Origin of the sequence: Bordetella genomosp. 6 (genome assembly GCF_002119705.1) — a bacterium.
Lineage (GTDB): Bacteria > Pseudomonadota > Gammaproteobacteria > Burkholderiales > Burkholderiaceae_B > Bordetella > Bordetella bronchiseptica_F.
Window position 1 is genome coordinate 2,947,219 of sequence record NZ_CP021107.1, and the last position, 24,610, is coordinate 2,971,828.

General features: G+C 69.8%; 24 protein-coding genes and 1 pseudogene. 5 read left to right on the top strand and 20 right to left on the bottom strand.

Going from position 1 to position 24,610, the window contains the following annotated elements:
• Positions 1-31 precede the first annotated feature (31 nt).
• Positions 32-2,884, top strand: coding sequence for an EAL domain-containing protein (locus tag CAL11_RS13800; RefSeq protein ID WP_167382499.1), 2,853 nt, complete (start codon positions 32-34; stop codon positions 2,882-2,884).
• Here the strand turns inward: CAL11_RS13800 and CAL11_RS13805 are convergent.
• From CAL11_RS13805 to CAL11_RS13815, 3 genes are all read right to left on the bottom strand, one after another.
• On the bottom strand, positions 2,866-3,594 hold the full coding sequence (locus CAL11_RS13805; RefSeq protein WP_033463787.1) for a response regulator transcription factor: 729 nt from the start codon (positions 3,592-3,594) through the stop codon (positions 2,866-2,868). The genes CAL11_RS13800 and CAL11_RS13805 overlap by 19 nt on opposite strands.
• Positions 3,595-3,734: 140 nt before the next feature.
• The gene (locus CAL11_RS13810) at positions 3,735-5,222 is read right to left on the bottom strand and encodes a protein adenylyltransferase SelO (RefSeq protein ID WP_086093260.1); all 1,488 of its coding nucleotides are present in this window, start codon (positions 5,220-5,222) and stop codon (positions 3,735-3,737) included.
• Positions 5,219-5,590 carry a DUF2069 domain-containing protein gene (locus tag CAL11_RS13815; RefSeq protein WP_033463779.1) on the bottom strand — a complete coding sequence of 124 codons (372 nt, stop codon included), beginning with the start codon at positions 5,588-5,590 and terminating at the stop codon, positions 5,219-5,221. Before CAL11_RS13815 ends, CAL11_RS13810 begins: the two co-directional genes overlap by 4 nt.
• 17 nt (positions 5,591-5,607) lie before the next feature.
• On the opposite strand from CAL11_RS13815, the gene CAL11_RS13820 reads away from it, so the two are divergent.
• Positions 5,608-6,921 carry a YihY family inner membrane protein gene (locus tag CAL11_RS13820; RefSeq protein WP_033463776.1) on the top strand — a complete coding sequence of 438 codons (1,314 nt, stop codon included), beginning with the start codon at positions 5,608-5,610 and terminating at the stop codon, positions 6,919-6,921.
• 36 nt (positions 6,922-6,957) lie between these two features.
• Positions 6,958-7,416: a CBS domain-containing protein gene (locus CAL11_RS13825; RefSeq protein ID WP_003812703.1), complete on the top strand. Its 459-nt coding sequence runs from the start codon at positions 6,958-6,960 to the stop codon at positions 7,414-7,416.
• A gap of 10 nt (positions 7,417-7,426) precedes the next feature.
• On the opposite strand, the gene dusA is transcribed toward CAL11_RS13825, so the two are convergent.
• The gene (gene dusA / locus CAL11_RS13830) at positions 7,427-8,440 is read right to left on the bottom strand and encodes a tRNA dihydrouridine(20/20a) synthase DusA (RefSeq protein ID WP_086093261.1); all 1,014 of its coding nucleotides are present in this window, start codon (positions 8,438-8,440) and stop codon (positions 7,427-7,429) included.
• A 139-nt stretch (positions 8,441-8,579) separates the two neighbouring features.
• Between dusA and CAL11_RS13835 the strand changes: the two genes are divergently transcribed.
• Together CAL11_RS13835 and CAL11_RS24550 are read left to right on the top strand one after the other, a co-directional pair.
• Entirely contained in the window at positions 8,580-9,566 is a 987-nt protein-coding gene (locus CAL11_RS13835) for a homoserine kinase (protein WP_033463771.1), read from the top strand.
• Positions 9,567-9,609: 43 nt separating this feature from the next.
• On the top strand, positions 9,610-10,410 hold the full coding sequence (locus tag CAL11_RS24550; RefSeq protein ID WP_033463768.1) for a BPSS1780 family membrane protein: 801 nt from the start codon (positions 9,610-9,612) through the stop codon (positions 10,408-10,410).
• A gap of 9 nt (positions 10,411-10,419) precedes the next feature.
• Here the strand turns inward: CAL11_RS24550 and CAL11_RS24555 are convergent.
• The 16 genes and pseudogenes from CAL11_RS24555 to CAL11_RS13920 all read right to left on the bottom strand — a co-directional run.
• Positions 10,420-10,629: pseudogene (locus CAL11_RS24555) on the bottom strand (DUF192 domain-containing protein); the annotation flags it as partial.
• Positions 10,626-11,522 carry a type II secretion system F family protein gene (locus tag CAL11_RS13850; RefSeq protein ID WP_086094589.1) on the bottom strand — a complete coding sequence of 299 codons (897 nt, stop codon included), beginning with the start codon at positions 11,520-11,522 and terminating at the stop codon, positions 10,626-10,628. The gene CAL11_RS13850 and the pseudogene CAL11_RS24555, both read right to left, overlap by 4 nt.
• Positions 11,523-11,532: 10 nt before the next feature.
• On the bottom strand, positions 11,533-12,378 hold the full coding sequence (locus CAL11_RS13855) for a type II secretion system F family protein (protein ID WP_086093262.1): 846 nt from the start codon (positions 12,376-12,378) through the stop codon (positions 11,533-11,535).
• Positions 12,375-13,997 (bottom strand): ATPase, T2SS/T4P/T4SS family, encoded by a 1,623-nt coding sequence (locus tag CAL11_RS13860; RefSeq protein WP_086093263.1) that lies wholly within the window; start codon positions 13,995-13,997, stop codon positions 12,375-12,377. The genes CAL11_RS13855 and CAL11_RS13860 overlap by 4 nt, the downstream gene beginning before the upstream one ends.
• The gene (locus CAL11_RS13865) at positions 13,994-15,406 is read right to left on the bottom strand and encodes a type II and III secretion system protein family protein (RefSeq protein ID WP_086093264.1); all 1,413 of its coding nucleotides are present in this window, start codon (positions 15,404-15,406) and stop codon (positions 13,994-13,996) included. The genes CAL11_RS13860 and CAL11_RS13865 overlap by 4 nt, the downstream gene beginning before the upstream one ends.
• Complete coding sequence (gene cpaB, locus CAL11_RS13870) at positions 15,403-16,242, bottom strand: Flp pilus assembly protein CpaB (protein ID WP_086093265.1); 840 nt, start codon at positions 16,240-16,242, stop codon at positions 15,403-15,405. Before cpaB ends, CAL11_RS13865 begins: the two co-directional genes overlap by 4 nt.
• Entirely contained in the window at positions 16,239-16,895 is a 657-nt protein-coding gene (locus CAL11_RS13875; protein WP_086093266.1) for a hypothetical protein, read from the bottom strand. The genes cpaB and CAL11_RS13875 overlap by 4 nt, the downstream gene beginning before the upstream one ends.
• On the bottom strand, positions 16,892-17,515 hold the full coding sequence (locus CAL11_RS13880) for a hypothetical protein (RefSeq protein ID WP_086093267.1): 624 nt from the start codon (positions 17,513-17,515) through the stop codon (positions 16,892-16,894). The genes CAL11_RS13875 and CAL11_RS13880 overlap by 4 nt, the downstream gene beginning before the upstream one ends.
• A complete protein-coding gene (locus CAL11_RS13885; RefSeq protein WP_086093268.1) occupies positions 17,512-18,828 on the bottom strand; it encodes a hypothetical protein in 1,317 nt (438 codons plus the stop codon). The genes CAL11_RS13880 and CAL11_RS13885 overlap by 4 nt, the downstream gene beginning before the upstream one ends.
• Positions 18,825-19,088, bottom strand: coding sequence for a hypothetical protein (locus tag CAL11_RS13890; RefSeq protein ID WP_086093269.1), 264 nt, complete (start codon positions 19,086-19,088; stop codon positions 18,825-18,827). Before CAL11_RS13890 ends, CAL11_RS13885 begins: the two co-directional genes overlap by 4 nt.
• Before the next feature lie 278 nt (positions 19,089-19,366).
• Positions 19,367-19,498: an entericidin A/B family lipoprotein gene (locus CAL11_RS13895; RefSeq protein WP_033463750.1), complete on the bottom strand. Its 132-nt coding sequence runs from the start codon at positions 19,496-19,498 to the stop codon at positions 19,367-19,369.
• Positions 19,499-19,524: 26 nt separating this feature from the next.
• A complete protein-coding gene (locus CAL11_RS13900; protein ID WP_033463747.1) occupies positions 19,525-20,220 on the bottom strand; it encodes a fumarylacetoacetate hydrolase family protein in 696 nt (231 codons plus the stop codon).
• A gap of 192 nt (positions 20,221-20,412) precedes the next feature.
• On the bottom strand, positions 20,413-20,949 hold the full coding sequence (ppa, locus tag CAL11_RS13905; protein WP_003812734.1) for an inorganic diphosphatase: 537 nt from the start codon (positions 20,947-20,949) through the stop codon (positions 20,413-20,415).
• 28 nt (positions 20,950-20,977) lie between these two features.
• Positions 20,978-22,570, bottom strand: a complete 1,593-nt coding sequence (locus CAL11_RS13910; RefSeq protein ID WP_086093270.1) for a heme biosynthesis HemY N-terminal domain-containing protein — start codon at positions 22,568-22,570, stop codon at positions 20,978-20,980.
• Positions 22,571-22,573: 3 nt separating this feature from the next.
• Positions 22,574-23,758: a uroporphyrinogen-III C-methyltransferase gene (locus CAL11_RS13915; protein WP_086093271.1), complete on the bottom strand. Its 1,185-nt coding sequence runs from the start codon at positions 23,756-23,758 to the stop codon at positions 22,574-22,576.
• Between the two features lie 37 nt (positions 23,759-23,795).
• Positions 23,796-24,584 (bottom strand): uroporphyrinogen-III synthase, encoded by a 789-nt coding sequence (locus CAL11_RS13920; RefSeq protein WP_167382500.1) that lies wholly within the window; start codon positions 24,582-24,584, stop codon positions 23,796-23,798.
• Between the last annotated feature and the right edge of the window lie 26 nt (positions 24,585-24,610).

Here is a 24,610-nt window from a genome sequence, read left to right on the forward strand (position 1 = left end):
CGTGTCTTCCGTCCCCCAACCTGCCTTCGTCATGTCCATTTCCCGGCGGCTTTTCCTCAGCGTCGTCCTGCTGGCAGGCTTGCTGGTCATCGGCACCCAGGCTGCCGGGCTGGCGGCGAACTACCGGGCTTCGGTCGAACGCCAGAAGCGCCACGTCGAAACGGCAGCTGCTTCGCTGGCCTGGGTGCTGTCGCAATCGCATACGACGCCCGCGCAGTGGCAGACCCTGGCCACCGACCTGCAGCGGCATGGCGGCTATGCGCTGGTGCGCATACAGGAGCACTACACCGGGCGGATGGTCGAGGCGGGCCAGCTTGGCGAGACGCCGGCGCGCGCCGACGGCTCGCTGCAGCAGGGCCGACCGTCGCAGATCGTGGCCACGCGCACCTTCCGCTCGGCCGACGGGACTTATGTCGGCTCGGTCGCCGTCTACAACCCGGTCGTCCCCATCCTGGAAGCCCCCTTCCTCACCGAGAGCGTGGCGCAGCTGGTGCTGATCGTCGCCGGGCTGCTGATCTGGTACAGCTACATGTCGCGCCTGTACGACAGACTGAAACGCGGCCCGATGAAACGGCTGACCGACAACCTCGCGCACATCGGACAGGCCGGCGTCGATCCGAAACTGGCCGAAAGCCTGCCGCGCGAACTGCAGCCGCTGGGCACCGCCCTGATCCAGTCGCACCAGCGCGTCCATGACCAATTGAGGCAGCAGCGCGCCCGCATCGACGCGCTGGAGAACGAGACCTACCACGACCCGGTCACGCGGCTGCCGAACCGCAAGTTCTTCAACGAAAGCCTGCGGCGCGCGGTGCAGCGCGACGGCGGCGTCGATGGGCATCTGCTGATTTTCCGGCAGCGCGACATGGCGGAGATCAACCGCCAGATGAAGCGCGAGGCGACCGATCAATGGCTGCGCCTGGCGTGCGCGCAACTGGGCAAGACCATCAAGGAGCAGGCCGGCGCCGGCGCAGTGCTCGTGCGCATCAACGGCTCGGACTTCGCCGCCCTGCTGCCCGGCCTGCCCTCGCCGCGCGCGGCCGTGCTGGCCGAAAGGCTGCGGCGCGAACTGCGCGTGCTGCGCCTGCCCTTGCGCACGCACGGCTGGTGCCGCTGGGCCATGGCGCTCACGCCCTATACCGTGGGCGAACAGGGCAGCGACATCCTGGCGCGGCTCGACCATGCGCTGATGCGCGCGGAAATCGCCGAGAGAGACGAAGTCGAGCCTGCGTTCAGCCAGACCGGCAATCGCATCGATGGCGAGTACGGCTGGCAGGACATCCTGACGCGCGCGCTCGAGCAGCACCGCTTCTTCCTGACGCTGTACCCGCGCCAGGACGCCGAAGGCCAGGTGCTGCACACCGAAGCGCAATTGACGCTGCGCGACCAGGACTCGCCCGAGCCGCTGCATGCGCAACTGTTCATGCCGCCGGCCGCGCGCCTGGGGCTATCGGCCGATTGCGACATCCAGGCGATCCGCATGAGCATGGACCAGCTGGTCGCGCGCGACGGCGACATGGTCGTGCGGGTGTCGCTGCCTTCGCTCGAGCAGGCGCACTTCCTCAAACGCCTGGAAGACGTGCTGCGCGATCGTCCGGAGCAGGCCCGGCACCTGATCATCGAAATCGACGCGCACGGCCTGGTCGATTACTTCCACAACGTGCAGGCGCTGTGCGAGATCGCCGCGCGCACCGGCGTGCGGGTCGGCGTGCGCCGGCTGTCCGAGCAGTTCGCGGCGCTCGAGCGCCTGCACCAGTTGCCGCTGGCGTACCTGAAGATAGGCGGATCGTTCGTCCAGGGCATCACCCGCAGCCCCGGCAACCAGCAACTGGCCGGCACCGTCATACAGGTGGCCCGCACCCTGGACATACCGGCCTATGCCGAAGACGCCGAAGAGCCGGCGGCGCGCGAGCTGCTGCAGGCGATCGGCTTTCGCCTCATGCAGGACGCCGACAACGCCGACTTCCTGGCCCCGCGCCACAACTGGATCGCCGACCTGCCGGCCGCCGCCCCGGCCGCCGCCGAGGACAGCGACGATACGGCCGCCCATGCCCCCGCGCAAACGCGCGCCACCGACGGGCGGCCCTGGCCGCCCCATGAACTGGGCCTGCAGCGCAAACGCCAGGAACAGTCGGACCGGCGCCTGGCCGAAGTGGCGCGCGCGCTGGAAGCGCAGCGCCAGGTCCACGCCCTGCTGTCGCATGAACTGCGCACGCCGGCGGCCACGATCAGCGCGGCGGCCCAGTCCCTGGAAATCATCCTGGCCGGCAGCGGGCAGGAAGTCGACAGCCGGCTGGCGCGCATCCGTCGGGCGGTAACGCGCATGATCGAACTCATGAACCAGGTGCTCAGCCCGGAGCGCTTGCGCGACCAGGCCCTCACGCCGCGGCCCGAACCGATCGAACTGGGCGAGCTCGCGCGCGACACGGTCGAGGGCATGCGGCTGGATACGGCGCATCCGCTGGTCTTGAACGCCGAGGCCGCCGTGCCGGCCTGGTGCGACCCGCTGCTTACCGCGCTGGTGGTGCGCAACCTGATCCACAACGCGGTCAAGTACTCGCCGGCCGACCAGCCGGTGCATATCGATGTGGGCCTGTCGTACGGCGCGCACGGCGCCACGGCCTGGGTGGCGGTCACCGACCATGGCCCAGGCATCGGCGACGACGAATCGCAACGGATCTTCGAAGAGCATTACCGGCGGGCCGCCCACCGCGAAACGCCCGGCAGCGGGCTGGGACTGCACCTGGCGCGCCAGATCTGCCAGGGCCAGGACGGCACCTTGACCGTGCAGACCCAGCTTGGCCAGGGCGCGCGCTTCGTGATTACCTTGCCGACCCCGGGCCAGGCCTATACCGACGGCGGCAACGCTCAGGCGGCGAACACGTAGCCCTGGCCGCGCACCGACAGCACCGGCAACTTGAAACCGGCCGATTGCGCCTTGGCGCGCAGGCGGCTGACCATCACGTCGACGCGGCGCGGCTCGAAATCATCGGGATTGCCAGGCTGGAATGCCTCGGCCAGCATCTGCCGCGTGACGGCATCGCCGCCGCTTTGCAGCAAGGCCGTCATGAAAATGCGCTCCTGCGCATTGAGATGCAGCGACACGCCATCGGGCCCGGCCAGCACCCAGCCGCCTTCCTGCAGCGACCAGCCGCCCACGCCGCGTTGCGTATCGCCGGCCGACGCGGGCGCCTGGCCCTGCGCGCCGCGCGCCAGGCGCATGCGGCGCGCCAGGCTGCGGATCACCGAACTCAGTTCGAGCAGATCGACCGGCTTGGTCAGATAGACATCGGCGCCGCCTTCGAGCCCGCGCACGCGGTCCTCCAGCGCGCCGCGGCCGGTCAGCATGACGATCCCCGTCGTGCTTTGCGCGCGCAGGCGCGTGGCGACGGAAAAACCATCCTCGCCCGGAACATTGGCATCAAGGATCACAATATCGCAGGACTGCGATTGCAAGAATCGATACAGGGACTGCGCGTCGCCGCACGCGCACACCACGTTGAACCCGTACCCGCCAAGGCCCAACGCCAACTCGTCGCGAAAGTCCTCATCGTCTTCAAGCAACCCGATACGCAGGAGTCCATCTGCAACCAGCATAGGCACCTCAACTCGGAAACCATCGGATCGGCCGCATTGGAAAACCATTCCGCGCAGCGCGACGCGTTACTCGCAAATTATTACAAATTTTACTTATTTTTGGGAGGATTTTCCCGAGTTTATTTCTTGACGTGCATCAATCAAGACGAACAGCTGACTTCCAGCCCCGCTGCCCAGTCTGGTGCCAATCCGGCGTATGCGTCATATCCCGCCTGCTGTTTGTAGGGATTACGCAACAGTTTGAGCAGAATATCGATCTCGCCGGCATCGCCCCTGGCCGCCGCGCGTATCGCCTGCTCGGCCAGATGGTTGCGCAATACATACAGTGGGTTGACCTCGTCCATGGCCGCGGCGCGCGCCTGGGCGTCTCGCCCGTCGCTTGCATGGCGCGCGGCCAGCCGGTCGTACCAGGCCCCGGCGGCCGCCCGGTCGATGAACAGATCCTCGAACGGCTGGCGCTGCCCGCGCACCGCGTCGCCCAGGCGGCGGAACGCAAGCGTGAAATCGGCGCGTTGCTGGTGCATCAGCTGCAGCAGGTCATCGAGCAGGGTTTCGTCCTCGGGGAGGAACTGCGCCAAGCCCAGCTTGCCCGCCATGCGGCCGTGGAACGCCTGCGTGAACGCGGCCTCGTAGCCATCGAGCACCGCCCGCAACGCCTCGGGGTCGGGCGCCAGCGTGTGCAGGCTGCTGGCCAGCCTGTAGAGATTCCACAGGCCCACCGACGGCTGGCGATTCCAGGCGTAGCGCCCCTCGCTGTCGGAGTGGTTGCAGACGTGGCCGAGCTGAAACGTGTCCATGAACCCGTACGGCCCATAATCCAGCGTCAGGCCGAGGATGGACATGTTGTCGGTATTCATCACGCCGTGGCAGAAACCGACCGCCTGCCAATCGGCCATCAAGGTCGCGGTGCGCCGCGTGACCGCCGCCAGCAGGCCGAGAATCTCGCCATGCTCGCCGTCCAGCCTGCCCGCGCCCGCCACGCGGCATTCCGGGTAGAACCGGTCGATGACGTAATCGGCCAGCACGCGCAGTTGCTCCGGCTGGCGGCGCGCCGACCAGTGCTCGAACGAGCCGAACCGCACGAAACTGGGCGCCATGCGCGTCACCACGGCGGCGGTCTCGACGGTCTCGCGCATGACCGGGTCGTCGGACACCACCAGGGCCAGGGCTCGCGTGGTGGGAATGCCCAGGCCATGCATGGCTTCGCTGGCCAGATACTCGCGCACCGAGGAGCGCAGGACCGCGCGTCCGTCGCCCATGCGCGAATACGGCGTCATGCCCGCGCCCTTGAGCTGCAGCTCCCAGTTGCCGGCCGGGCCGCGCACCTCGCCCAGCAAGTGGGCCCGCCCGTCGCCCAGCTGGCCTGCCCATACGCCGAACTGGTGGCCGCTGTAGACCGCCGCCAGCGTATCGCCGCCCGGCAGCGGAGCATGGCCGGAAAACACATCGAGGAACGCCTGGGTGGAAAGCTCGGCGGGGTCCAGCCCGATCAGGGCCGCCGCCTCGGCATTGGCGTGCAGCAAGCGCGGCGCGGCCGGCGGGCGCGGCTGCAGGCGCGTATAGAACTCGGCCGGCAAGGCGGCGAAACTGTTGTCGGTGGGCAGGTCCTGCAAGCGTAGCCATTTCATGCGCGCGATCTCCGGGCAGCCCGCTTGGCCGGCCTGACGTACAGGATGGCGCACAGGAAAAAACCGCCGGACAACACGATTTCAACGCCGCCCAGGGCCGCCGACAGCGGCGCCGGATCGGACATGGCGCGCACCACGCCTTCCATCAGGTACAGCAGCACCAGCATCGCCGCCCACTGATATGTATAGAGATTGCCGCGCAGCACGCCACGCAGCGGGAACGCCAGCGGCAAGGCCTTCAGGAACAGCCACGACCCGCCCGGCCGGATCGGGGCCAGCACGGTTTCCCAGGCGACGCACAGCACGATCAAGGCCAGCAGGCAGGCCGCCGCGCCACGGCGCAGCGTCGGGTTGAGTTCAGCATTCATGCTGCTATTATCGCCTGATGGAGCCTCACGCCGAATCCGCCGCCGCCGGACAGGCGGCCCCGCCCGAGAAACGGCGCGCCTCGTGGTTCGCGCGCATGGGCCGGGTCGTGCGCTTCGCGGGCCAGCGCGCCGACGAGCAGAAGCTGTTGCAGGTGGCTTCGAGCCTGACCTTCACCACGGTGCTGGCCATCGTGCCGATGCTGGCCGTCGTGCTGTCGCTGTTCACGGCCTTTCCCGTGTTCCAGGAGTTCCGGATTGCGCTGGAGGACTTCCTGGCCAACAGCCTGATGCCGCCGTCGGTTTCCGACAACATCATGAACTACCTCAACCAGTTTGCCCGCCAGGCCACGCGCCTGACGGCCATCGGCGGCGCGTTCCTGATCGTCACCTCGCTGTTGTTGATCATGACCATCGACAAGACGTTCAACGACATCTGGCAGGTGACCCGCCAGCGCCCGCTGCCGCAGCGCGCCCTGGTCTACTGGGCCGTGATCACGCTGGGCCCGGTGGTCGCCGGCGCCAGCCTGTGGGCCACCTCGTTCGTGGCGCGCGAATCGCTGGGCCTGGTGCGCGACGTGCCCGAAGCGGTCAGCGTGGCGATCTCGTTCATTCCGCTGGTGCTGACCGGGCTGGGCTTCGCCGCGCTGTTCGTGGTGGTTCCGAACCGCCGCGTGTACTGGAAGGACGCGCTGGTGGGCGGCTTCGGCACCGCCATCGTGCTCGAGCTGATGAAGGCCGGCTTCGCCTATTACCTGACGCGCTTTCCGGCCTACACGGTCATCTACGGCGCGTTCGCGACGCTGCCCATCTTCCTGCTGTGGATCTACCTGTCGTGGCTGGCGGTGCTGTTTGGCGCGACGGTGGCCGCCAGCGCGCCGCTGATCCGGCTGGGCCGCTGGGAAATCAACCGGCATGCGGGCGCCCCCTTCATCGACGCGCTGGGCGTGCTGCGCGTCCTGCATGCGGCGCAAGGCAGCCGGCCGGCCGGACGCAGCGCCAACGCGCTGGCCAAGCGCCTGCGGCTGCACCATGACGAATTGAACGCCGTGCTCGAAGCGCTCGAGGACATGGGGCTGGTGGCGCGCACCGCCGAACAGCGCTGGGTCTTGACATGCGACCCGCGTACGACCACGCTGGAGCCTGTATTCGACCGGTTCCTGCTCGATCGCGGCCAGCCGCGGCTGCGCGACGAACCGGAAATCGCGGCGGTTGCGGCCGGCGTACTGGGGCAAGGTCCGAACCCGACACTGGCAGATCTGGCCGGGGTGGCGCAAAATACGGATATCGGCCCCGCCGCGGCGGTTCTGCAGCTGGAGACGGGCAAAAAGTAGCAAAGCGGGCGCGCCAAGCGCCCCGGGAGGAACATCATGTTGAAAGTCAGCGAGATTCTGCGCGTCAAGGGTGACACGCTGTACACCGCGTCGCCCGATACTCACGTGTCCGTGGCGGTACAGACCATGAGCGAGCAGGATATCGGCTCGCTGGTCATCATGGAATCGGGAATGCTGGCCGGCATGCTGACCTTCCGCGAGATCATCCGCCATATCGACCAGCATGGCGGCAACGTGGGCGACACCACCATCCGCGCCATCATGGACGACGCGCCGGTCAGCGTGTCGCCCAACACGAGCGCCGACGAAGTGCAGCGCCTGATGCTGGAAAAGCACGCCCGCTATATCCCCGTCATGGACGGCCCCACGCTGTTGGGCGTGATCTCGTTCTACGACATGGCCCAGGCCATCGTGGCCGCCCAGCAATTCGAAAACAACATGCTGAAGGCCTACATCCGCGACTGGCCGATGGAGTCGGCGCCGTCCAAGCCATGATACGGCGACGCTAGGCCGCCGGCATCGGATCTGCGCAAACGTCGCGCTCGCGCGGCGCGCCTTGCAGGCTGCGCCACGCTTCATACAACAGCGACGGATCATTGGCCGCCAGCCGCGCGGGGTCCGACAACAGGCGGCGCCAGCGACGCGCCCCCGCCTGCCCGTTCACCAGGCCCAGCAAGGGCCGCGTCATCACGCGCAGCGGCACGCCGCGCGCGATCTGCGTCGCGGCGTATTGCATCATCGCATCGACCACCTGCGCATCGCTGGGCAGCCGCATGGCCGGCCACCACTGCAGGGACACCTCGGACAGGACCCGCGGCGTATGCCAGGCCGCGCGCCCGAGCATCACGCCGTCGAACTCATCGGCCACCGCCTGCGCGGCCCGCGCGTCGGCTAGCCCGCCATTGAGCACGATCACGCTATCGGGAAAGTCGCGCTTGAGCTGGCGCGCCACGTCGTAGCGCAGCGGCGGAATCTCGCGGTTGTCCTTGGGGGACAGGCCCTTGAGCACCGCATTGCGCGCGTGCACCACGAACACCCGGCAGCCGGTATCGTGGATCCGGCCCACGAAATCGCGCACGAAGCCATATGACTCGTCATAGTCCAGGCCCAACCGATGCTTGATCGTGACCGGGATGTCCACGGCGTCCTGCATGGCTTTCATGCAATCGGCGACCAGCGCCGGCTCGGCCATCAGGCAGGCGCCGAAGGCGCCGCGCTGGACCCGTTCGGACGGGCAGCCGCAGTTCAGATTGATTTCGTCGTAGCCCCACTGGCGGCCCAGGCGCGCGGCCTGCGCCAGCGCATCGGGCTCGCTGCCGCCCAGTTGCAGGGCCACCGGATGCTCGGCGGCATCGAAATCCAGGTGCCGCGCCACATCGCCATGCAGCAGCGCGCCGGTCGTGATCATCTCGGTGTACAGACGCGCGCGCGGCGCCAGCAGCCGGTGGAAATAGCGGCAATGGCGGTCGGTCACGTCTATCATCGGAGCGACGCACAGTCGCCAGTCGGGGGAGCTCAAGAATCACTCGCAGGGCAAAAACATGCCGTATTTTACGGCCTGACGGCCGGGCCGCCCGCCGCGGCCACGCGTCCGGTGGTCTACAATCCCCGCGCAGCGCAGCGATAAGCGTCCCTCCAACCCCTCACCCCGCAGATCAATGGCCGTTTTCACTTCCGTTTCCGACCAGGACGCCCGCACCCTGCTGGCCCGCTTCGACCTCGGAGACCTGGTTTCACTGCGCGGCATCACCGCCGGCATCGAAAACACCAACTTCTTCCTGAATACGACCCGCGGCGAGTACGTACTGACGCTGTTCGAGGTGCTGACGCAGGAACAGCTGCCGTTCTACATCGAACTGATGTACCACCTGGCCGCGCGCGGCATCCCCGTCCCCCAGCCGCAGACGCTGCGCGACGGCACGCGGCTGACCACCCTGCACGGCAAGCCCTGCGCCATCGTCACCCGCCTGCCGGGCGGCTACGAGCCGGCCCCGGGCCCGGACCATTGCCGCCTGGCGGGCGCCACGCTGGCGCGCGCACACCTGGCCGGCCAGGACTTCCCGCTGCACCAGCCCAATCTGCGCGGACTGCCCTGGTGGCAGGCCACGGCGCCCAAAGTGCTGCCGTTCCTCGATCCCGGGCAGGCGCGCCTGCTCGAGAGCGAACTGGCGGAACAGCAGGCCCGCGCCGCCACGCCCCTGTGGCAATCGCTGCCGTCCGGCCCGGCCCATTGCGACCTGTTCCGCGACAACGTGCTGTTTGCCGGCACCTTCGACGACCCGCTCATGGGCGGCTTCATCGATTTCTATTTCGCGGGCTGCGATACCTGGCTGTTCGACGTTGCGGTCAGCGTCAACGATTGGTGCATCGTGCGCGACACCGGCGAATTCGTGCCCGAGCTGGTACACGGCTGGCTACGGGCCTATGCCGAGGTCCGTCCATTCACGGACGCGGAGCGCCAGGCCTGGCCGGTCATGCTGCGCGCCGCCGCGCTGCGCTTCTGGCTGTCACGCCTGTACGATTTCTACCTGCCTCGTCCGGCCCAGACCCTCAAACCCCACGATCCGCGGCACTTCGAAAGAGTGTTGCAAGCGCGCCACCGCCATCCGGCACCCGACTTGCCCAAATCGGAGGCAGCCGCATAATGTTGGTTGAGTGTTCTGTCCCCGTCCATTCGTAGCGAAACCTATGCAAGCAGTATCTCTACCTGCGATTTCAGGCTGGCAATGGGTACGTGATGGCCTGCGCCTGTTCATGAAACAACCGTTGGCCATGTTTACCTGGGCGATGGCGATCAGCCTCTTGCTGCTGTTCGCCACCTACACGCCACTGGTGGGCCCCTTGCTGTTCGTGGCGCTGATGCCCAGCATTACGCTGATGACCCTGTCGGCCTGCAAGCACGTCGAGGCCGGCCGCGTCATGCTGCCCTCGATGTGGCTGCAGCCGCTCAAAAAGCCCGGCGTATTCAAGAAGCTGTTCCTCATGGGCATGCTATACGTCGGGCTGTGCCTGGCGGCCGGGCTGCTGGCCTTCCTGCCGTTTTCCAGTTCGCTGGCCGAAGGCGTCCGCATGGCCTCGGCCAACAACCTCGCGCCCATCATGACGGCCATGCGCGCGCCATTGCTGGTGTTCACCGTGCTTTACGTGATCATCGCCGCCGTGTTCTGGCATGCCCCCGTGCTGGTGGGCTGGCATGGGCTGAGGCTGTTGCAGGCGCTGTTCTTCTCCGGCATTGCCTGCTGGCGCAACAAATGGCCGTTCCTGGTGTATGGCGTGGTCTGGATCCTGGTGTTCCTGTTCATCGACCTGTGCATCGGCCTGCTGATCGGCATGGGCGTGCCCGACACGCTGGCCGGCACCTTGCAGGTTCCCGTCACCATCATCGCGGGCGGCGTGCTGTATTGCAGCTTCTACCCTGCCTATACCTCCGTGTTCGGGGTCAATGACGCCCGCGCGGGCCTCGACAACAGCGACAGCGCGCACGCATAGCGCGCCGCGCCAGGGCTTCAGCCCGCGCACCAGCCGCAGCACGCGGCCGTCGCGGCCGATGAACGCGACGTCGATGGCATAGGCCATGCCGCAGGTATGGATGGCCCGGCATGGCGCCAGCAACAGGCCGCTGCGCGGCCCCGGAGGGCGGCGCCGGCCCAGCAACCCGACCAGCCGTGCGCGCCAGCCGCGCGCGCTCGCCAGCCGCAGGCGCATCATGGCGCGGCCTGCAACAACTCGTGCGCGATCGGAAATGCCAGCACGATGAACGTGCACGGGAAAATGCACGCGATCAACGGCAACAGCATCTTGACCGGCGCCTCCATGGCCAGGCGTTCGGCCCGCTGATGGCGTTCCGCGCGATAGCGCGTGGCCAGCCCGCGCAACATGGGCCCCAGGCTCATCCCCTGCGCGTCGGCATGCGCCAGCGCGCCCACCCAGGCCCGCACCGGCGGGCTGTCGGCCCGCGCCGCCAACGCCTGCATGGCCTGGCGGCGCGGCACGCCGGCGCGCATATCGCCCAGGGCCTGGACCAGCAGCTCGCGCAGCGGGCCCGGCGGCCCATGGCTGGCAGCCTGTTGCAAGGCGCCTTGCATGCCGAGGCCGGCTTCGGCGCACAAAGTCATCAGGTCGAGGATGAACGGCAATTCGCGCGCGATGCGCTGCCGCCGCCGTGCCGCGCAGCGGCGCAGCCACAGCGCCGGCCAGGCGCCCGCCGCCCCGGCGGCCGGCACAAGCGGCAGCCAGGCCGGCAAGCCATCGGCCAGGCTGGCGACCGTCAGCGCGGCGACAACGCCCAGCCAGGCCATCCACAGGCTCAAGGCCATCACTTCGGACGGCCGGACCAGTCCCTCCCAGCCCGCTCGCACGACGGCCCGCTCGATGACGGCGCGCACGCGCCATGACAGCAGACGGTCGCACCATGGCAGCAGCGGCGCCAGCCAGGGCCGGCACCAGCGCCAGGCGCGTGGCAGGCGCCATGCCGGCGGCCCGGAGCCGGGCTCGGCCCCGCGCATGGCGGCCGAACCCGCGCCGCACCAGCCGCGCGACAGCGCAAGGCACGCCCAGCCTGCCGCCACACCGGCCACGATCTGCGCCAACCACAGCCACACGCCCGGCTCCTCAAACATCGATGGCGACGATGCGGCGGATCAGCCAGATGCCAGCCCCTTCCAGCACGACGATCAATGCCAGCGCCGCCCACCCGTGCGGCGTATGCCACAGCGCGGCCATCGCCTCGGGCTGCAGGCGCCCGAGCACCCCCATCAGGACCGGCGGCAGGGCGCCGACGATCCAGGCCTGCATGCGCCCCTGGGCGCACAGCGCGCGCACGCGATCCTGCAATTGCAAGCGGGCCGACACCGTCCGGGCAATGCCTTCCAGCGTCTCGGCCAGGTTGCCGCCGGTATGGGCCGCCACCCGCAAGGCCGCCGCAACCAGGGCCATCGACTCGAACGAAGCGCGGCGCGCCAGGCGCGCAAGCGCCGCGTCGAACGAAACCCCCATGCGCTGCTCACGCAACAGCAGCCCGAACTCCTGGGCCAGCGGCGCCTCGCCATGCTCCACCAGTTGGCGCAACGCCGCGGCAATGCTGGCGCCCGCGCGCAAGGCGCACGCCATGGCCACCAATGCGGCCGGCAGTTGCCGCTCGAGCTGGCGCAGGCGACGTCGCCGCGCGGCGCCCAGCAGCAGGCGCGGCAAGCGCAGCAGGGCCACGGCGGCCAACCCCGCCAGCCAGGCGCTACCCGAAAACACCCAGGCCAGCGCCCCGCCCGCGGCCGCCATCGCCAGCGCCGCAGCCCACAACTGGGCCGGGTCGACAAACAGGAACACTTCGCTCAGATGCGCCCCGGCCTGTTGCGTGTACACGGCGCGATAACGCCTTGCCGCGGGCCCGGACCAGGCCAGCACCCGCCAGGCCAGCCAGGCCGCCGCCGCCATCGCCATGCCCATGGCCAGCCAGATCATGGCGCGGGCTCCGGCTGCCCCGTTAACGGATCGCGCATCCATGCGCCGTCCGCCAGCACGGGCGCGTCGATCGCCACAAAGCCGTGCCGCGCGTCGTAGCGAAACAGCTCCTGGGTCTGGATGCGGCCGCTTTCCATGCCGGCGATCTCGACGATCGCGGTCACGATGCGACGCCCGTCGGCCATGCGCGCCTGCTGCACGACGATGTCTATGCTGGCGGCAATATGTTCGCGCACCACCGGCAGGGGCAGATCCAGCCCGGCCATCAGGGTCATGGCCTCCAGGCGGGCCAGGGCATCACGCGGCGTATTGGCATGCAGCGTCGTCAACGAACCCTCGTGGCCGGTGTTCATGGCCGTCAGCATGTCGAAGGCCTCCGCGCCGCGGCACTCGCCCACCACGATGCGATCGGGCCGCATGCGCAAGGCGTTGCGCACCAGGTCGCGGATATCGACGCGGCCACGGCCCTCCGCATTGGCGGGGCGGGCCTCCAGCGCCACCAAGTGCGCGTGGTCCAGCCGCAGCTCGGCGGCGTCTTCGATCGTCACGATGCGCTCGCCTTCGGGGATTGCGTTGGACAGGATGTTCAGCAAGGTGGTCTTGCCCGAGCCGGTGCCGCCCGAGACGACCAGGTTCTTGCGTGCGTGCACGCACCGCATGAGAAACCGCGCCATCGGCTCGCTGAGCGAACCGGCCGCCAGCAAGTCGGCCATGCCGGGGCGCTGCCGTGGAAACTTGCGTATGGTCAGGCTCACGCCACGGATGGCAATGGGCGCGATCACCGCGTTGACGCGCGACCCATCCGGCAAGCGGGCATCGACCATGGGACTGCTGTCGTCGATGCGCCGCCCCAGCGGCGCCACGATGCGCTCCACCACCCAGCGCACGGCCTGCTCGCTGCTGAACGCGGCCGCGTGCCGCTGCAAGCGCCCGGCGCGCTCGACATAGATCTCGTCATGGCGGTTGACCATGATTTCACTGATGCCACCATCGGCCAGCAAAGGCTCCAACGGCCCCAGGCCGACGGCTTCATCCAGCACCGCGCGGCAAAGCGCGGCGCGATCGATGCCTTCGGGCAGCTCTCCGTCCTGGCCCACCAGCTCGACCAGGCGCTGCTCGGCCTGGGCGCGCAGCATGCGGTCGCTCATGGCCGACACGTCCCGGCGCCGCAGGTCGAGCGCCTCCAGCAGCGCGGCGTGCAAACGCCGCCGATGCGGCAGCAGGACGAGCGATTGCCGCAGGGCGGCGTCGAGATCGTCGCCGCGGTCGGTGCCACCCGCGGGCAAGACGGTGGGCGCCGGCGCGGGCGCGGGCGCGCTGCCCGCGCTGCATGCGCTGACGCGCATCAGGCAGGGCCCGATCACGATCTCGTCGTCCGGCAGCACCGGCGCATGGGTCGCCACGCGCAGGCCATTGACGCTGGTGCCGCCGAGCGTGCCCAGGTCCTCCAGCACGACGGCGCCATCCAGGCACGACAGGCGCGCATGCGCCCTGCCCACTCGCCAGTTGGCAATGCGCAACGCACATTGCGCGCCGCGCCCGATGATCACCGGCGGGGCCAGCCGCATGCGCCGGCGGGCGCCATCCTCGAAATGCAGCGCCAGTTCGAGGACGCTCATGGCGTGTCTCCCTGCGCGCCGGACTGGGGCGCCTGGCGCCATTGCGACCCCGCGCCCCCGGGGCGGCTCCAGTCGGCCTGCGGCCCGTCCGCCGCCTCCGTGCCCAGCCGCGCAGGCTGGGGAAATGCCTGCTGCAGCTGCATCTGCCCCAGCAGCGCCCGGCGTTGCAGGAAGGGATCAGCGGGAGAGACGATGGTGGGCGTCACGAAAATGGCCAGCTCGGTTTCCCGCAGGGTGGCGCGACGCACGCCGAACAAGGCGCCGACCAAAGGCAGCCCGCTCAACCACGGCAGGCCTTTTTCTTCGTGCGATCGCTCACGCGACAGGAAGCCACCCAGCACCAGCGTCTGGCCGGAATGCACGTTGAACTCGGTTACCGCGCGGCGCTTGCGCAAGGCCGGCCCCGCCGCCAGCTCCAGCGTGGAATCGACCGAGCTCGCCTCTACCTCGATACGGGCGTGCACGGCGCCATCGGCGTCGATGCGCGGCGTAATCTGCAAGGACACGCCATACGGCTTGAACACGGTCGTGCCGTTGCCATCCTTGTCGGTCGTCCGGTAGGGCAATTCCCCGCCGGCCTGGAACGATGCGGTCGCGCCGCTGCGGGCCAGCAATTGCGGCTGCGCCAGCAGGACCGCCTCGCCGCGTTGGGCCAGCGCCGACAACTGGGCCGACAGCAAGGCATTGACGCCCAGCAGCCCGCTTGCGCGCCGCACCGCCGCGGCGCCGGCGATCGGCCCTGGCGGCGGCGCCAGCGTGGCCGAACCGCCGTTCCAGGCCGCACCGGCATGTACGCCGCCGGCAGCCGGCTCATTCCAGCGCAAGCCCAGCTCGCGCAGGCTCTGGCGCGGCAGCTCCACCACCTGCACGTCCAGCAGCACCATGCGATCCCAGCCGACCCGGCCGGTGAAATCCAGCACCTCCGGGTAGCGTTGCGCCAGGGCGGCGATGCGCGCGTGGTCGTCCTCGGAAAGCTGGCTGCCTTCGATGACGATATGCGCGCCCACCGCGCTGCTGCGCGCACGCGGTATCCGCGCCAGCAAGGCGGCCACTTCCTCGCGCAGCCGGCGCCGGCCCGCCGGCAAGACCTCTATGGCATAGGCCTGGCGCGCGCCCCGCCCCGACCAGACATGCACCGACGAAGCACCGGGCTGGCGCGCGAACAGCGCCACCTCGGCGCCGTCGACCACGGTCGCGCTGAGCACCTGGCCATTGCCGACCGCCACGCGGGTTACGCCAGCCGCCGCAAGCACCTGTGTCTCGCCCACCTCCATGCGCAGCGCGATCGGCTGGCCCGACGGCGCGGCGCGCCCGTCGGGCGCCCATGACATGCCAGCCCCGGCGAGCAGCACCGCCATCCATGGCCGCCAGCCTCGTGCGTGCAACGGTAGCCGGGACAACACGCTCATGGCATGGCCGCTTCGGTATCGCCGGGCGCCGCCGCCGGCGCATCGAGCCGATCGCCATAGAGCACGGGTACCGCCGCCCGGGGCGCGGCGTCGCGCGGCATGCCCAGCAGGGCCGGCAAATCGGCCGCCTCGCGGGCCGTGGGCGGTGCGGAAACCCGTGCAGCGCCCCGGGCCTGCGCGCCGGCGCGCCGCAGCACCGCGGTCAGCGTGCCCTCCTGCCGCGCGGCGACCAGGCGCGCCACCTCCCGGGCCGACGCCCGCAGGGTGATCGTCGACGCCCCCCCTTGGACGTCGGCGGAATCCAGCGCCAGCACCTTGCTGCCCGCCAGCAGCGGCATGGTGAGTTGCCGCTGCCGATGCGTGAACGAGACGTACAGGTCGACGAGGTCGCCCGGACGCGTCGCCGCGGACAGGCCCGGCAACTCCTGGAGCGGCAGGGTGATGGCCCCCTGCCCGGTCTCGAGCTGCTCGGTGAGCGCGGGCGCCTGCTCCGGGTAGCTCAGCAAGGCTGCCTGCAAGGCTACGCCCGCCTTGACGGGCGCGCGCAACACGGCGCCATCGAGCTGGACGGCGTCGTCGGGCCGCAAGGCGCCGGCTGGCAGCCACGCCTGGGGCATGTCGCGGACCGCGACGAGCTGGTCGTGCAAAGGCGTGCCCGCCTCGAGATCGCGCGCCGCCACGAGGCTGGCAATCATGGGGACGCGCGCTTGCTGCTCGATGTCCTGGACGCGCCGTTGTATGTGTTCGCGCGCTGCCCACGCCGCCACCGACCCGGCGACCAGCGCGAAGGCGTAGCCGCCGAGGACGCGCAAGCCTTGGCGCCAGCGCGCCTTCATGGCGCACCGCCGATGTGCAGCAGCGCCATGCCGCATCCGTCAGTGCGCAATGCCGGTTGCAGCGACAGGCGCTCGCGCCCCCGCGGCCCGGCGCGCAGCCAGGTTTGCGGCGCGCCGCAGCGGCAAGCCGTGCCGGCGGCGCCCTGCAGGCGCCAACCGGACGCGCGCAAGCGCGCCTCGCGTCGCGCCGCCCACCGCGCCGTCTCGGCCGGCCCCGCGGCACGCCAGTGCCAGACCTGCTGCGCCACCGAGACCGGCCCTTCCCGGGTGGCGATATCCAGGCGCAGGTGCGCATGCGGCGGCAGCAGTACGTCGGCCAGCGGTACGCGGCGTGGCAGGCTGGGCGGCCAGCACAGCCGCGCCGCGACTCCCTCGACCCCGCTGGATTGCGGCGCCAGGCTGACCGTATGGGTGCAATCGCCCACGCCGCCCACCAGCACCGCCAGGCCCGGCAGTACGGTCAGATCGCGCAGCTCGGCGTGACGCGCCGCGAAATGCGCGAGCAAGGCGTCGATACCCTGCGGGGCGTGGAATACGCGCACCTCGGCCGGCACGCCGAACATCTGGATCTGCCCCGACTGAGCGGCCGCAACCACGCCAGGCGGCAGGTGCAGCCAGGCCGAGGCCGCCACGGCCAGATGGGCGGGCATCAAGGCTGCCCCCGCAACACGGCGCCATCGGCCGACGCCATATCGGCCCAGGTCCGCAGCCAGTCCTGCCCGGCGTCGCGCAAACCCCAGGCAGCCTCGACCGGACGCACGCGCCGCCGTGTGGCGGCGACGGCGGGGGCCGCCACGCGATGGGCGGCCCGCCAACCGGTGACCGAACCTGCCAGCCTGTCGTTGCCCGCCCTGGCATCCGGGGCATGCCCGGCGCCGACGGCAAGCACCGTAACGCCTCTCAGGGCGGTGGAAACCGCGCCCTCGCGCAGCAATCCGCCAGGCATGGCGGCGGGCTCGGCGGCTTGCGCATGCAGCAGGCGCGTATCGACTTGCAGCCAGTCGCGCGCCAGCAAGACGGGCAGACCGTCGGCAGCCGCGCGCTCGGCCGGGCCGCCTTGCCGCGCCAAGCTGACGGTACGCGCGGCAGACGGCGCCCCCGCGGCCGCCATGAAGGCCTCTGCCCGGCTGTGCTGCCCCAGGCGCAGCGCCTGGTGGCGCAATGCACCCAGCCATGCCACGGCGGCCCACGCCAGTAGCAACACGGCCAGCATGGGCAAGGCCTCGGCCAGGGCCTGGCCCCGTTGCCCGCGGGAGAAAGCCGCGCCCCTCATGGCTGGCTTTCCGGGCCGTGGACCGTACGCCGCGCCGCCACGGGCAGGCCGGCGCCAGCCGCCACGCGGCGCGCCTGCCAATAAGGGAGGAACAGCGCATCGGGACGGCCACGCGCCACGCTGGTGCCTGGCGGCAGCGAGAAGTGGCTTTGTCCGGCGGCCCGCGTCGACAGGACGCCGCCCTCCTCGCGCCGCCGCGCATGGATTTCGAAACCCACCGCGTTCTCGCGCGGGGACGTCTGCGCATACACCGCGGGCAAACCGCGTCCGCCCGGCGACAGGCGGCGCGACGCCGCGTACGACAACGCCAATGGGTTGTGCCGGCTGCCGAGAAGATTCCAGGACGTATGGCGATGTACCCAGCGCCAGAAGTCCTGCTGCGAGAAGTCCTCGGGCGCACGCAGCACGTGGGGGCCGGCGCGCGTCGCGCCGGAGTCGGCCGCGAGCCCCCAGCCCATCGCGTACTCGCGGAAATAGCAACCTATCCAGCGATTGGAGCGCACGGCATGGAACGACAGCGTATCGCTTGCGCCCCAGCGGCCATCGCGATCCAGCCAGGTGACGCCGCGGCGGCGCAGTTCATGGCGGCGCGTGGGGCAGCGCGGAGAAACAATCCAGTTTCCCTCGCGGGTGAAATCGCGCGGTTGCAGAAAATCGAAATGGCCCGCGGCGCGCTGCGCCCACGGCCGCAGCCCGCGCGCGTCCGTACCGGTGACGCGCCGCAAGTAACCCGGCCAGTCGTCGCGCACCACATCGAGCGTGAGGCCGCCATCGCCTTGCGGATAGTGCGCCCGCAGGACCGCGCGCATGGTCGCGTCGCGCGTGGCGCGCGCATCGCGCACGAGCGTATCGGCAGCCTGCTGCAGCACGCGATGCGCAAGTTCGTCATGCGCGGCATAGGCTTGCATGAGATCGGCGGCGGGCGCGCCTTGCGCCGCGCCATAACCGCGCGCCGCGCGGGGCCCGAACAACAGCCCGACCAGCGCGCCCGGCGGATTGCGTGCCGCGCGGCGCGCGGCCTGGGTTTGCGCGAAGCGCGCCCAGGCCGCCAGGGACGCCAGATGCGCGAGCGCAACCTGATGGCCGACCTGGGCGCGCTGGATGTAGGCCAGCAGGTTCAGCGCGCGCGCCTGGACCACGGCCCCGCTGTAGGCGGCGGCATCCGCCGCCCGCAGCAGTTGCGCCCGGGCGCCGGCGCGCTGGCCCAGCCCGTACAGTGCCAGCCACGCCAAGCCGGCCAGCGCCATGAGCGCCAGGCCCAGCGCCAATGCCTGGCCCGACTGGCGCGTGGCGTTCCCGCTGGCCCGGCTCATTTGGCGCCCTGCGCGTTGCCGGTAAACGAGTTGAGCGAACGCGCCCGTGTCTGCGAGGCCGCGCGGCCCGCCGCCGATTGCGCGGCGCGCGCCTGCGCGCTGCCGTCCTCGCCAGCCAGTTCGCGCGCCATGGCCGCGGTCTGGGACCGCACCACCTGCCCGAACAACTGATACACGGCGATCGCGGCAACGGCCACCAAGGCAACCACGATGATGTACTCGGTCATGCCCTGGCCGAGTTGACGTTGTTTGACCGGCATAAGCCCTCCTGCTGTTCGACGAGGCTTCAGTGTGGCCACGGCGGGGCCTGCCTGCAATTCGTACATGCCGAGCCGGATCGATGTGTCGTCGGGCCTTGACGCGACGCACGCCGACAGCAGTACCGCCCGCGGGCGTCGCGGAAAAAAACGCCCCCACGCTGCGCCCGCTGCGCGGGCTTGCTGCCCCCCGAGGGGGCCTTTTTGCCTTGGGACGGCCCGGCGGCAAAAAAAAAACCCCCGGGGTGACCGGGGGCTTGCATCATGCCGGCGCGGGCCGGCTACTTTTCGGCAGCGTGGGTAATGGCGTTGCCCGCATCGGACATGTCCTTGCCCATTCCTGCAACGGTGTTGCAGCCCTGCAGGACAAAGCCAAACACCACGAAAGCCGTCAGCACAATCTTGCCGCGCATATGAGATCTCCGCCGTTACGCTCTGCTCAGACGATGCGTACGCGCAGTTCGCCCAGGCCCTCGACGCCACCGACGATGACATCGCCCTTGACCACCGCGCCCACGCCTTCCGGCGTGCCGGTGAAAATGATGTCGCCCGCTTGCAGTTCGAACAGGCCCGACAGATAGGCGATGCTTTCCGGGATGTTCCAGATCATCTGCGAGATGTCGCTGGATTGCTTGCGTTCGCCATTGACGTCCAGCCAGATGGCGCCTTGTTCCAGCGTTCCGACGGCGCTGCGCGGATGGATGGGGCCCAGCGGCGCCGAAAGATCGAAAGCCTTGCCCACTTCCCAGGGACGGCCCTGCTTCTTGGCCTCGCCCTGCAGGTCGCGGCGCGTCATGTCCAGGCCCAGGGCGTAGCCCCACACGCATTCATCGGCCTGCTCGACGGTCAGGTCGCGCCCGCCCTTGCCCAGCACGACGACCAGTTCCATTTCGTAGTGCAGGTTGGCCGTTTTCGGCGGGTACGGCATTTCGCCGGTGGCGCCATCGGCCACCGACAGGATGGCGTCGGCAGGCTTGCAGAAGAAGAATGGATCTTCGCGGCCGGTGAAGCCCATTTCCTTGGCATGCTCGGCGTAGTTGCGGCCCACGCAGTAGACGCGGCGCACCGGAAAGCGGGTGTTGCCACCGGCCACCGGCACAGCCGCCGGCGGCGAAGGAGGAAATACGTAATCCATGTGATTTGACCTCGTAGCACACAAGGCCGGACAACGCCGGCGAGAATATTCAATGCGCGAGTTTATACGCTTCAGGCTCGCTCGGCGCGCGCCGCGCCCGGCCGGCCTGGCGCACAACGCAAAACGGCGCGCAGGCAAGTGGCCGTCCGCCCTCGCCTGCGCGCCGCCGCCGCCCGTGGCGGCCGATCAATCTCAGGCCTGGCCCTTGGCGTAGCGCTCGGCGCTGCGCACGATTTCCTCGTGCGCGGCGTCCACGCCCTTCCAGCCCTTGACCTTGACCCACTTGCCCTTTTCCAGATCCTTGTAGTGCTCGAAGAAATGCTGGATGCGGCTGACGTCTTCGGCCGGCAGGTCCTCGTAGGACTTGATGTTGCGGTACGGGGGATACAGCTTTTCGATGGGCACCGCCAGCAGCTTGGCGTCGCCGCCCGACTCGTCATCCATCTCCAGCACGCCGATGGCGCGGCAGCGCACCACGGCACCGATCTGGATCGGGAACGGGGTGAGAACCAGCACATCAGCCGGATCGCCGTCTTCCGACAGCGTTTGCGGGATGTAGCCGTAGTTGCACGGGTAGTGCATGGCCGTCAGCATGAAGCGGTCGACGAAAATCGCGCCGGACTCCTTGTCGACCTCGTATTTGACCGGGTCGGCGTTCATGGGGATTTCGATGATGACGTTGAAATCGTCCGGCAGCTTCTTGCCAGGAGCGACACGATCTAGACTCATGATTGGCCTTGTCTTGATGAAAATGAAATCAGGCTTTGCCGCCAGATGCCGGGCCGGGCTCTGAGCCGGCCGCGCCGGGCTTGACCGCCTGCTCGGCGTCGCCGCCGGTGCGATAGCTCGAGACCGGCGCCTCGATGGCGGCCGCGGGAATGGGCGCGCTGTCGAAGTAGTCTTCGATATCGATGGCGGTGCGCGGCGGCACGCTGACGGCTTCGGGCGCAACGGCAGCGGGTTCCTGTTCGCCCGCTGCGCGCGCGTCCGGATCCAGCACATAATCGACCGGGCCCGGCTCGGCCTCGGGCGGCGCTTCGGCGACGATGGGCGCGGTGTATTCCGACACGTGGGGCACGTACTCGCGCTCGGCGTCCAGCCATGCAGGGTCGGCCTTGGTGTCGGCGGCCGGCAGCGCGATGTCGGCCGCCAGCACCGGCAGCGCAACGCGGGCCGCGGTAGCCTGGCGCCAATGGCGCGCCGCGTCGGCGGGCCGGTCCAGCCTGTCGTACAGGCTGCCCAGCAAGGCATGCGCCTGCGGATCGTTGCGCCGGCTGACGCTGCGTTGCAGGTAGCGTTCCGCCTGCCCCCACAGCTGTCCGTTCAGGCACAACAGGCCCAGCGCCGTCAGCAGGTCGGTATCGGTCGGACGCTGTTGCAGCCAGGTCTCGGCCTTGGCCAGGCGGTGCGGTACCTGGGCGGCGTCGCAGCGCGCATAGGCGGCCACCAGCGCGGGGTTGAACTTGACCGCCACCGCGGCCTCGAGAATGCGCGCGGCCTCGTTGGCCTCGCCCGCACCCTCGAACGCGGCGGCGCCGGCCAGCGCGATGTTAGGCAACAGGCGCTCGTCGCTCTTGAGGTCTTTCCAGATGGGCCGCCATTGGTCCACCGCCATGCCCGCGCGCAGGCGCGCGGCGCCCGCGTTGTCGATCAGTTGTTCGGCCTCGGCCTTGCCGATGGCGTTGCGGCGCGACAGGCCGCGCGCCAGCGTGAAGACGCGCTCGTGATGCTGCAAGACCGTTTCGGCGCGCAGCAGCAGGCGCATCGTGTGCAGATGGCGCGCGCCGCCGTCCTGCAACGGCTCCAGCAGGTCCAGCGCCTGCTGGGCGCGCCCCTGGTCCAGCAGCATGTCGGCCGATACCGTGGCGGTGGCTTCCTGCAGCCCGGCATCCTCGCCCGCCTGTTCGCGGGCGGACTCCAGCATGCGATCCCGGCGTTCGTATTCGCCCAGGTTATGCGCCGCGCGTGCGCCCGACAGCGCCGCCAGTACACGGCGGCTGCGCACCCTGGTCTGCTCGAACAGCTTCGACAGGTCCTTCTCGGCCTGCGCGAAACGCCCTTCCAGCAGGCCGATCCAGCCGCGCTCGAGCAGCTCGTGATCGCGTTCCTGGGCACGGCGGCCGCGCCAGGCGCGCAGGCGATCGGGAATGGCCACCAGCCAGGCCAGCAGGCGCAGGCCGACATACAGCGTGATGAAGGCGGCCACCAGCAGCAATACCGTCAGCGTCAGGGACAACTCGATACGCCACGGCCAGACCAGCAGCAAGACGTTGCCCGCGTGGGCGCGCAGCACGACGGCCAGCGCCACCGCGACGACGGCCAACAATAGAGTCCAGAACCAGGTACGCATGCGTCAGTCCTGTTGCCCGTCGGCGTTGAAGCCGGCCGCGCGCAGGGCCGCGATGCCGTTGAGGCTGTCGGCCACATCCGGGACGCGCACCGCGATCTCGACCTGTCCCAGTTCGCGGGCCAGCGCCAGCGCGGCGACGGTATCGGGCGCCTTGCCATCGAAATACTGGGCCAGGGTCGCGGCCACCGCGTCCAGCTCGCTCTTCCAGACGGTGGGCTGGCGCATCAGCATGGACAGCTGCGCCGTGAGCAGGCGCTGGCGCAACGTGGAACGCAGCTGGCCGGCCTGTTCGGGCGAAAGCAGCAGCGCCGTGGGTTGATCGACGCGCTGCACGCGGATCAGGTCCCCCAGCTCGTGAGCCAGCGCGCTGCCGGCGCGGCCCGGCCAGGAGGCGATCTCGGCCTGCCAGCGCTGCCACCAGGCGGCGTCCGCCGGCAGGTCGGCGCCAGGATCGACGCTGGGCGGCACGACCTCGTTCGCCTGCGGTACGGCGGCCACGCCGGGCGCGGCTGCGTCGGGCACCAGCAACGGCGCCCTGCCCACCAGGGCCACCAGGCGATCGATGCGGGCCGATTGCGCCGCGATGTCGACCACGCCGACCGCGCGCAGGCGGTCCAGGTCGCCGTTGATGCTTTGCTGCAGGCTGGCAAAGCGCGGCCGGTCGGCGCGCGCCAGGCGAGCCTGGGCCGTTTCCAGGGCGACGATGGCATTGCTGACATTGCCGGCCAGGCGCAGCTGCTGGCTGGCGATGGTGATCAGGCGCTCGATGTCGTTGGCCAGCATTTCGTCGCTGGCGCCATCGTTGAGGTTCTGCAGCGCCTGCTGCAGCGCGCTGTACTGGCTTTGCGCTTCGCGCACCTTGCCTTCGAGTTCGGCAACCTTGCCCGATTGCGCCTGCGCCAGCGCGAGCGCCTCGCGCATGTCGTTGCGCGATTGCGTCAGTTCGGCGCCTAGCGTGTTGAGACGGGCGGCCACTTCCTGGCCGGCGCTGACGAATTGCTTGCGCTGCAGCCACGCGGCCCACCCCAGGCCGACGGCCAGCAGGATGACGATGATAAGCGCGGTAACGAGCGTACTGTTTACGCTCTTGCCCTTGCGCGGCTTGCTCGCGACGGCCTCGTCGGCGGCGGCCGTGCCCGGCGTACCCGGTACGGTGCCGGGCGGAGTAGCGGAGGTGTTGTCTGTCATGACGCGATTGTATTCGGTGATGGCATGTAACGACGATTCAAGCCGCAACAAATGTCGCGAAGATCGCCTCATCGGCAGGCATGCAGTTTTTTACCATTGGCGCACCGGCCCCGCCACCGGCCAGCACCCGCAGGCGTTCGGCCAGCACGGGGTGCGTGACGACGAAACGGCCTTGCAGCCACCAGTCCAGCAATTGCTCCTCGCGCAGGCCCTGGACCAGCGCGTCGATGCCCTCGCCGCTGGTAAGCAGCCAGGTCGGGCGCTCGCCCGCCCGGGCCCAGTCGCGCAGGCGCTGGCGCTCCTCCTGCGCCCAGGGCGCTGGCAGGCGGCGGTAGACGGCGTGGCGGCTGACCTCCACGCCGGCCGCGGCCAGGCGATCGGCCAGCCAGTCGCGCCCCTGCGTGCCGCGTACCAGCAGCGCGCGGCGCGGCAATACCGGGCGCGCCCGCAACAAGGCCCACAAGGCTTCCGAATCGTGGGTAGGCGCAGATTCCGCGGGGTGCAAAACTGTTGTATCGGCGCCAAAATGGCCCGATTCCAGCAGGGCGCGGGCGCTCGCCGGGCCCACGGTGGCCGCGAGCGCGCCGGCCGGCCATGGCAGCTGGCCCCGCGCCCGCAATTGCTCCAGGTACAGGCGGGCCGCGTTGCCGCTGACAAACACCACCAGGTCATAGTCGCGCGGCAGCGGCACCACGCCGTTTTCGGGCGGCAACGGCTCGATGCGCAGGGCCGGCAGGCAAAGAGTCTGCCAGCCGGCATCGCGCAAGCGTCGGGCAAGCGCACCGTTGCGGCCTTGCGGCCGTGTCAGGATGGCGATCTGCGACATAGGCAAGCCCCCGCAAGGGCCCGACC

Excerpts from the sequence above, each read along its gene's own strand:
- CAL11_RS13800 (WP_167382499.1), top strand. The coding sequence starts at position 32 with ATGTCCATTTCCCGGCGGCTTTTCCTCAGCGTCGTCCTGCTGGCAGGC.
- CAL11_RS13805 (WP_033463787.1), bottom strand. The coding sequence starts at position 3,594 with ATGCTGGTTGCAGATGGACTCCTGCGTATCGGGTTGCTTGAAGACGAT.
- CAL11_RS13810 (WP_086093260.1), bottom strand. The coding sequence starts at position 5,222 with ATGAAATGGCTACGCTTGCAGGACCTGCCCACCGACAACAGTTTCGCC.
- CAL11_RS13815 (WP_033463779.1), bottom strand. The coding sequence starts at position 5,590 with ATGAATGCTGAACTCAACCCGACGCTGCGCCGTGGCGCGGCGGCCTGC.
- CAL11_RS13820 (WP_033463776.1), top strand. The coding sequence starts at position 5,608 with ATGGAGCCTCACGCCGAATCCGCCGCCGCCGGACAGGCGGCCCCGCCC.
- CAL11_RS13825 (WP_003812703.1), top strand. The coding sequence starts at position 6,958 with ATGTTGAAAGTCAGCGAGATTCTGCGCGTCAAGGGTGACACGCTGTAC.
- CAL11_RS13835 (WP_033463771.1), top strand. The coding sequence starts at position 8,580 with ATGGCCGTTTTCACTTCCGTTTCCGACCAGGACGCCCGCACCCTGCTG.
- CAL11_RS24550 (WP_033463768.1), top strand. The coding sequence starts at position 9,610 with ATGCAAGCAGTATCTCTACCTGCGATTTCAGGCTGGCAATGGGTACGT.
- CAL11_RS13855 (WP_086093262.1), bottom strand. The coding sequence starts at position 12,378 with ATGATCTGGCTGGCCATGGGCATGGCGATGGCGGCGGCGGCCTGGCTG.
- CAL11_RS13860 (WP_086093263.1), bottom strand. The coding sequence starts at position 13,997 with ATGAGCGTCCTCGAACTGGCGCTGCATTTCGAGGATGGCGCCCGCCGG.
- CAL11_RS13865 (WP_086093264.1), bottom strand. The coding sequence starts at position 15,406 with ATGAGCGTGTTGTCCCGGCTACCGTTGCACGCACGAGGCTGGCGGCCA.
- cpaB (WP_086093265.1), bottom strand. The coding sequence starts at position 16,242 with ATGAAGGCGCGCTGGCGCCAAGGCTTGCGCGTCCTCGGCGGCTACGCC.
- CAL11_RS13880 (WP_086093267.1), bottom strand. The coding sequence starts at position 17,515 with ATGAGGGGCGCGGCTTTCTCCCGCGGGCAACGGGGCCAGGCCCTGGCC.
- CAL11_RS13885 (WP_086093268.1), bottom strand. The coding sequence starts at position 18,828 with ATGAGCCGGGCCAGCGGGAACGCCACGCGCCAGTCGGGCCAGGCATTG.
- CAL11_RS13890 (WP_086093269.1), bottom strand. The coding sequence starts at position 19,088 with ATGCCGGTCAAACAACGTCAACTCGGCCAGGGCATGACCGAGTACATC.
- CAL11_RS13895 (WP_033463750.1), bottom strand. The coding sequence starts at position 19,498 with ATGCGCGGCAAGATTGTGCTGACGGCTTTCGTGGTGTTTGGCTTTGTC.
- CAL11_RS13900 (WP_033463747.1), bottom strand. The coding sequence starts at position 20,220 with ATGGATTACGTATTTCCTCCTTCGCCGCCGGCGGCTGTGCCGGTGGCC.
- ppa (WP_003812734.1), bottom strand. The coding sequence starts at position 20,949 with ATGAGTCTAGATCGTGTCGCTCCTGGCAAGAAGCTGCCGGACGATTTC.
- CAL11_RS13910 (WP_086093270.1), bottom strand. The coding sequence starts at position 22,570 with ATGCGTACCTGGTTCTGGACTCTATTGTTGGCCGTCGTCGCGGTGGCG.
- CAL11_RS13915 (WP_086093271.1), bottom strand. The coding sequence starts at position 23,758 with ATGACAGACAACACCTCCGCTACTCCGCCCGGCACCGTACCGGGTACG.
- CAL11_RS13920 (WP_167382500.1), bottom strand. The coding sequence starts at position 24,584 with ATGTCGCAGATCGCCATCCTGACACGGCCGCAAGGCCGCAACGGTGCG.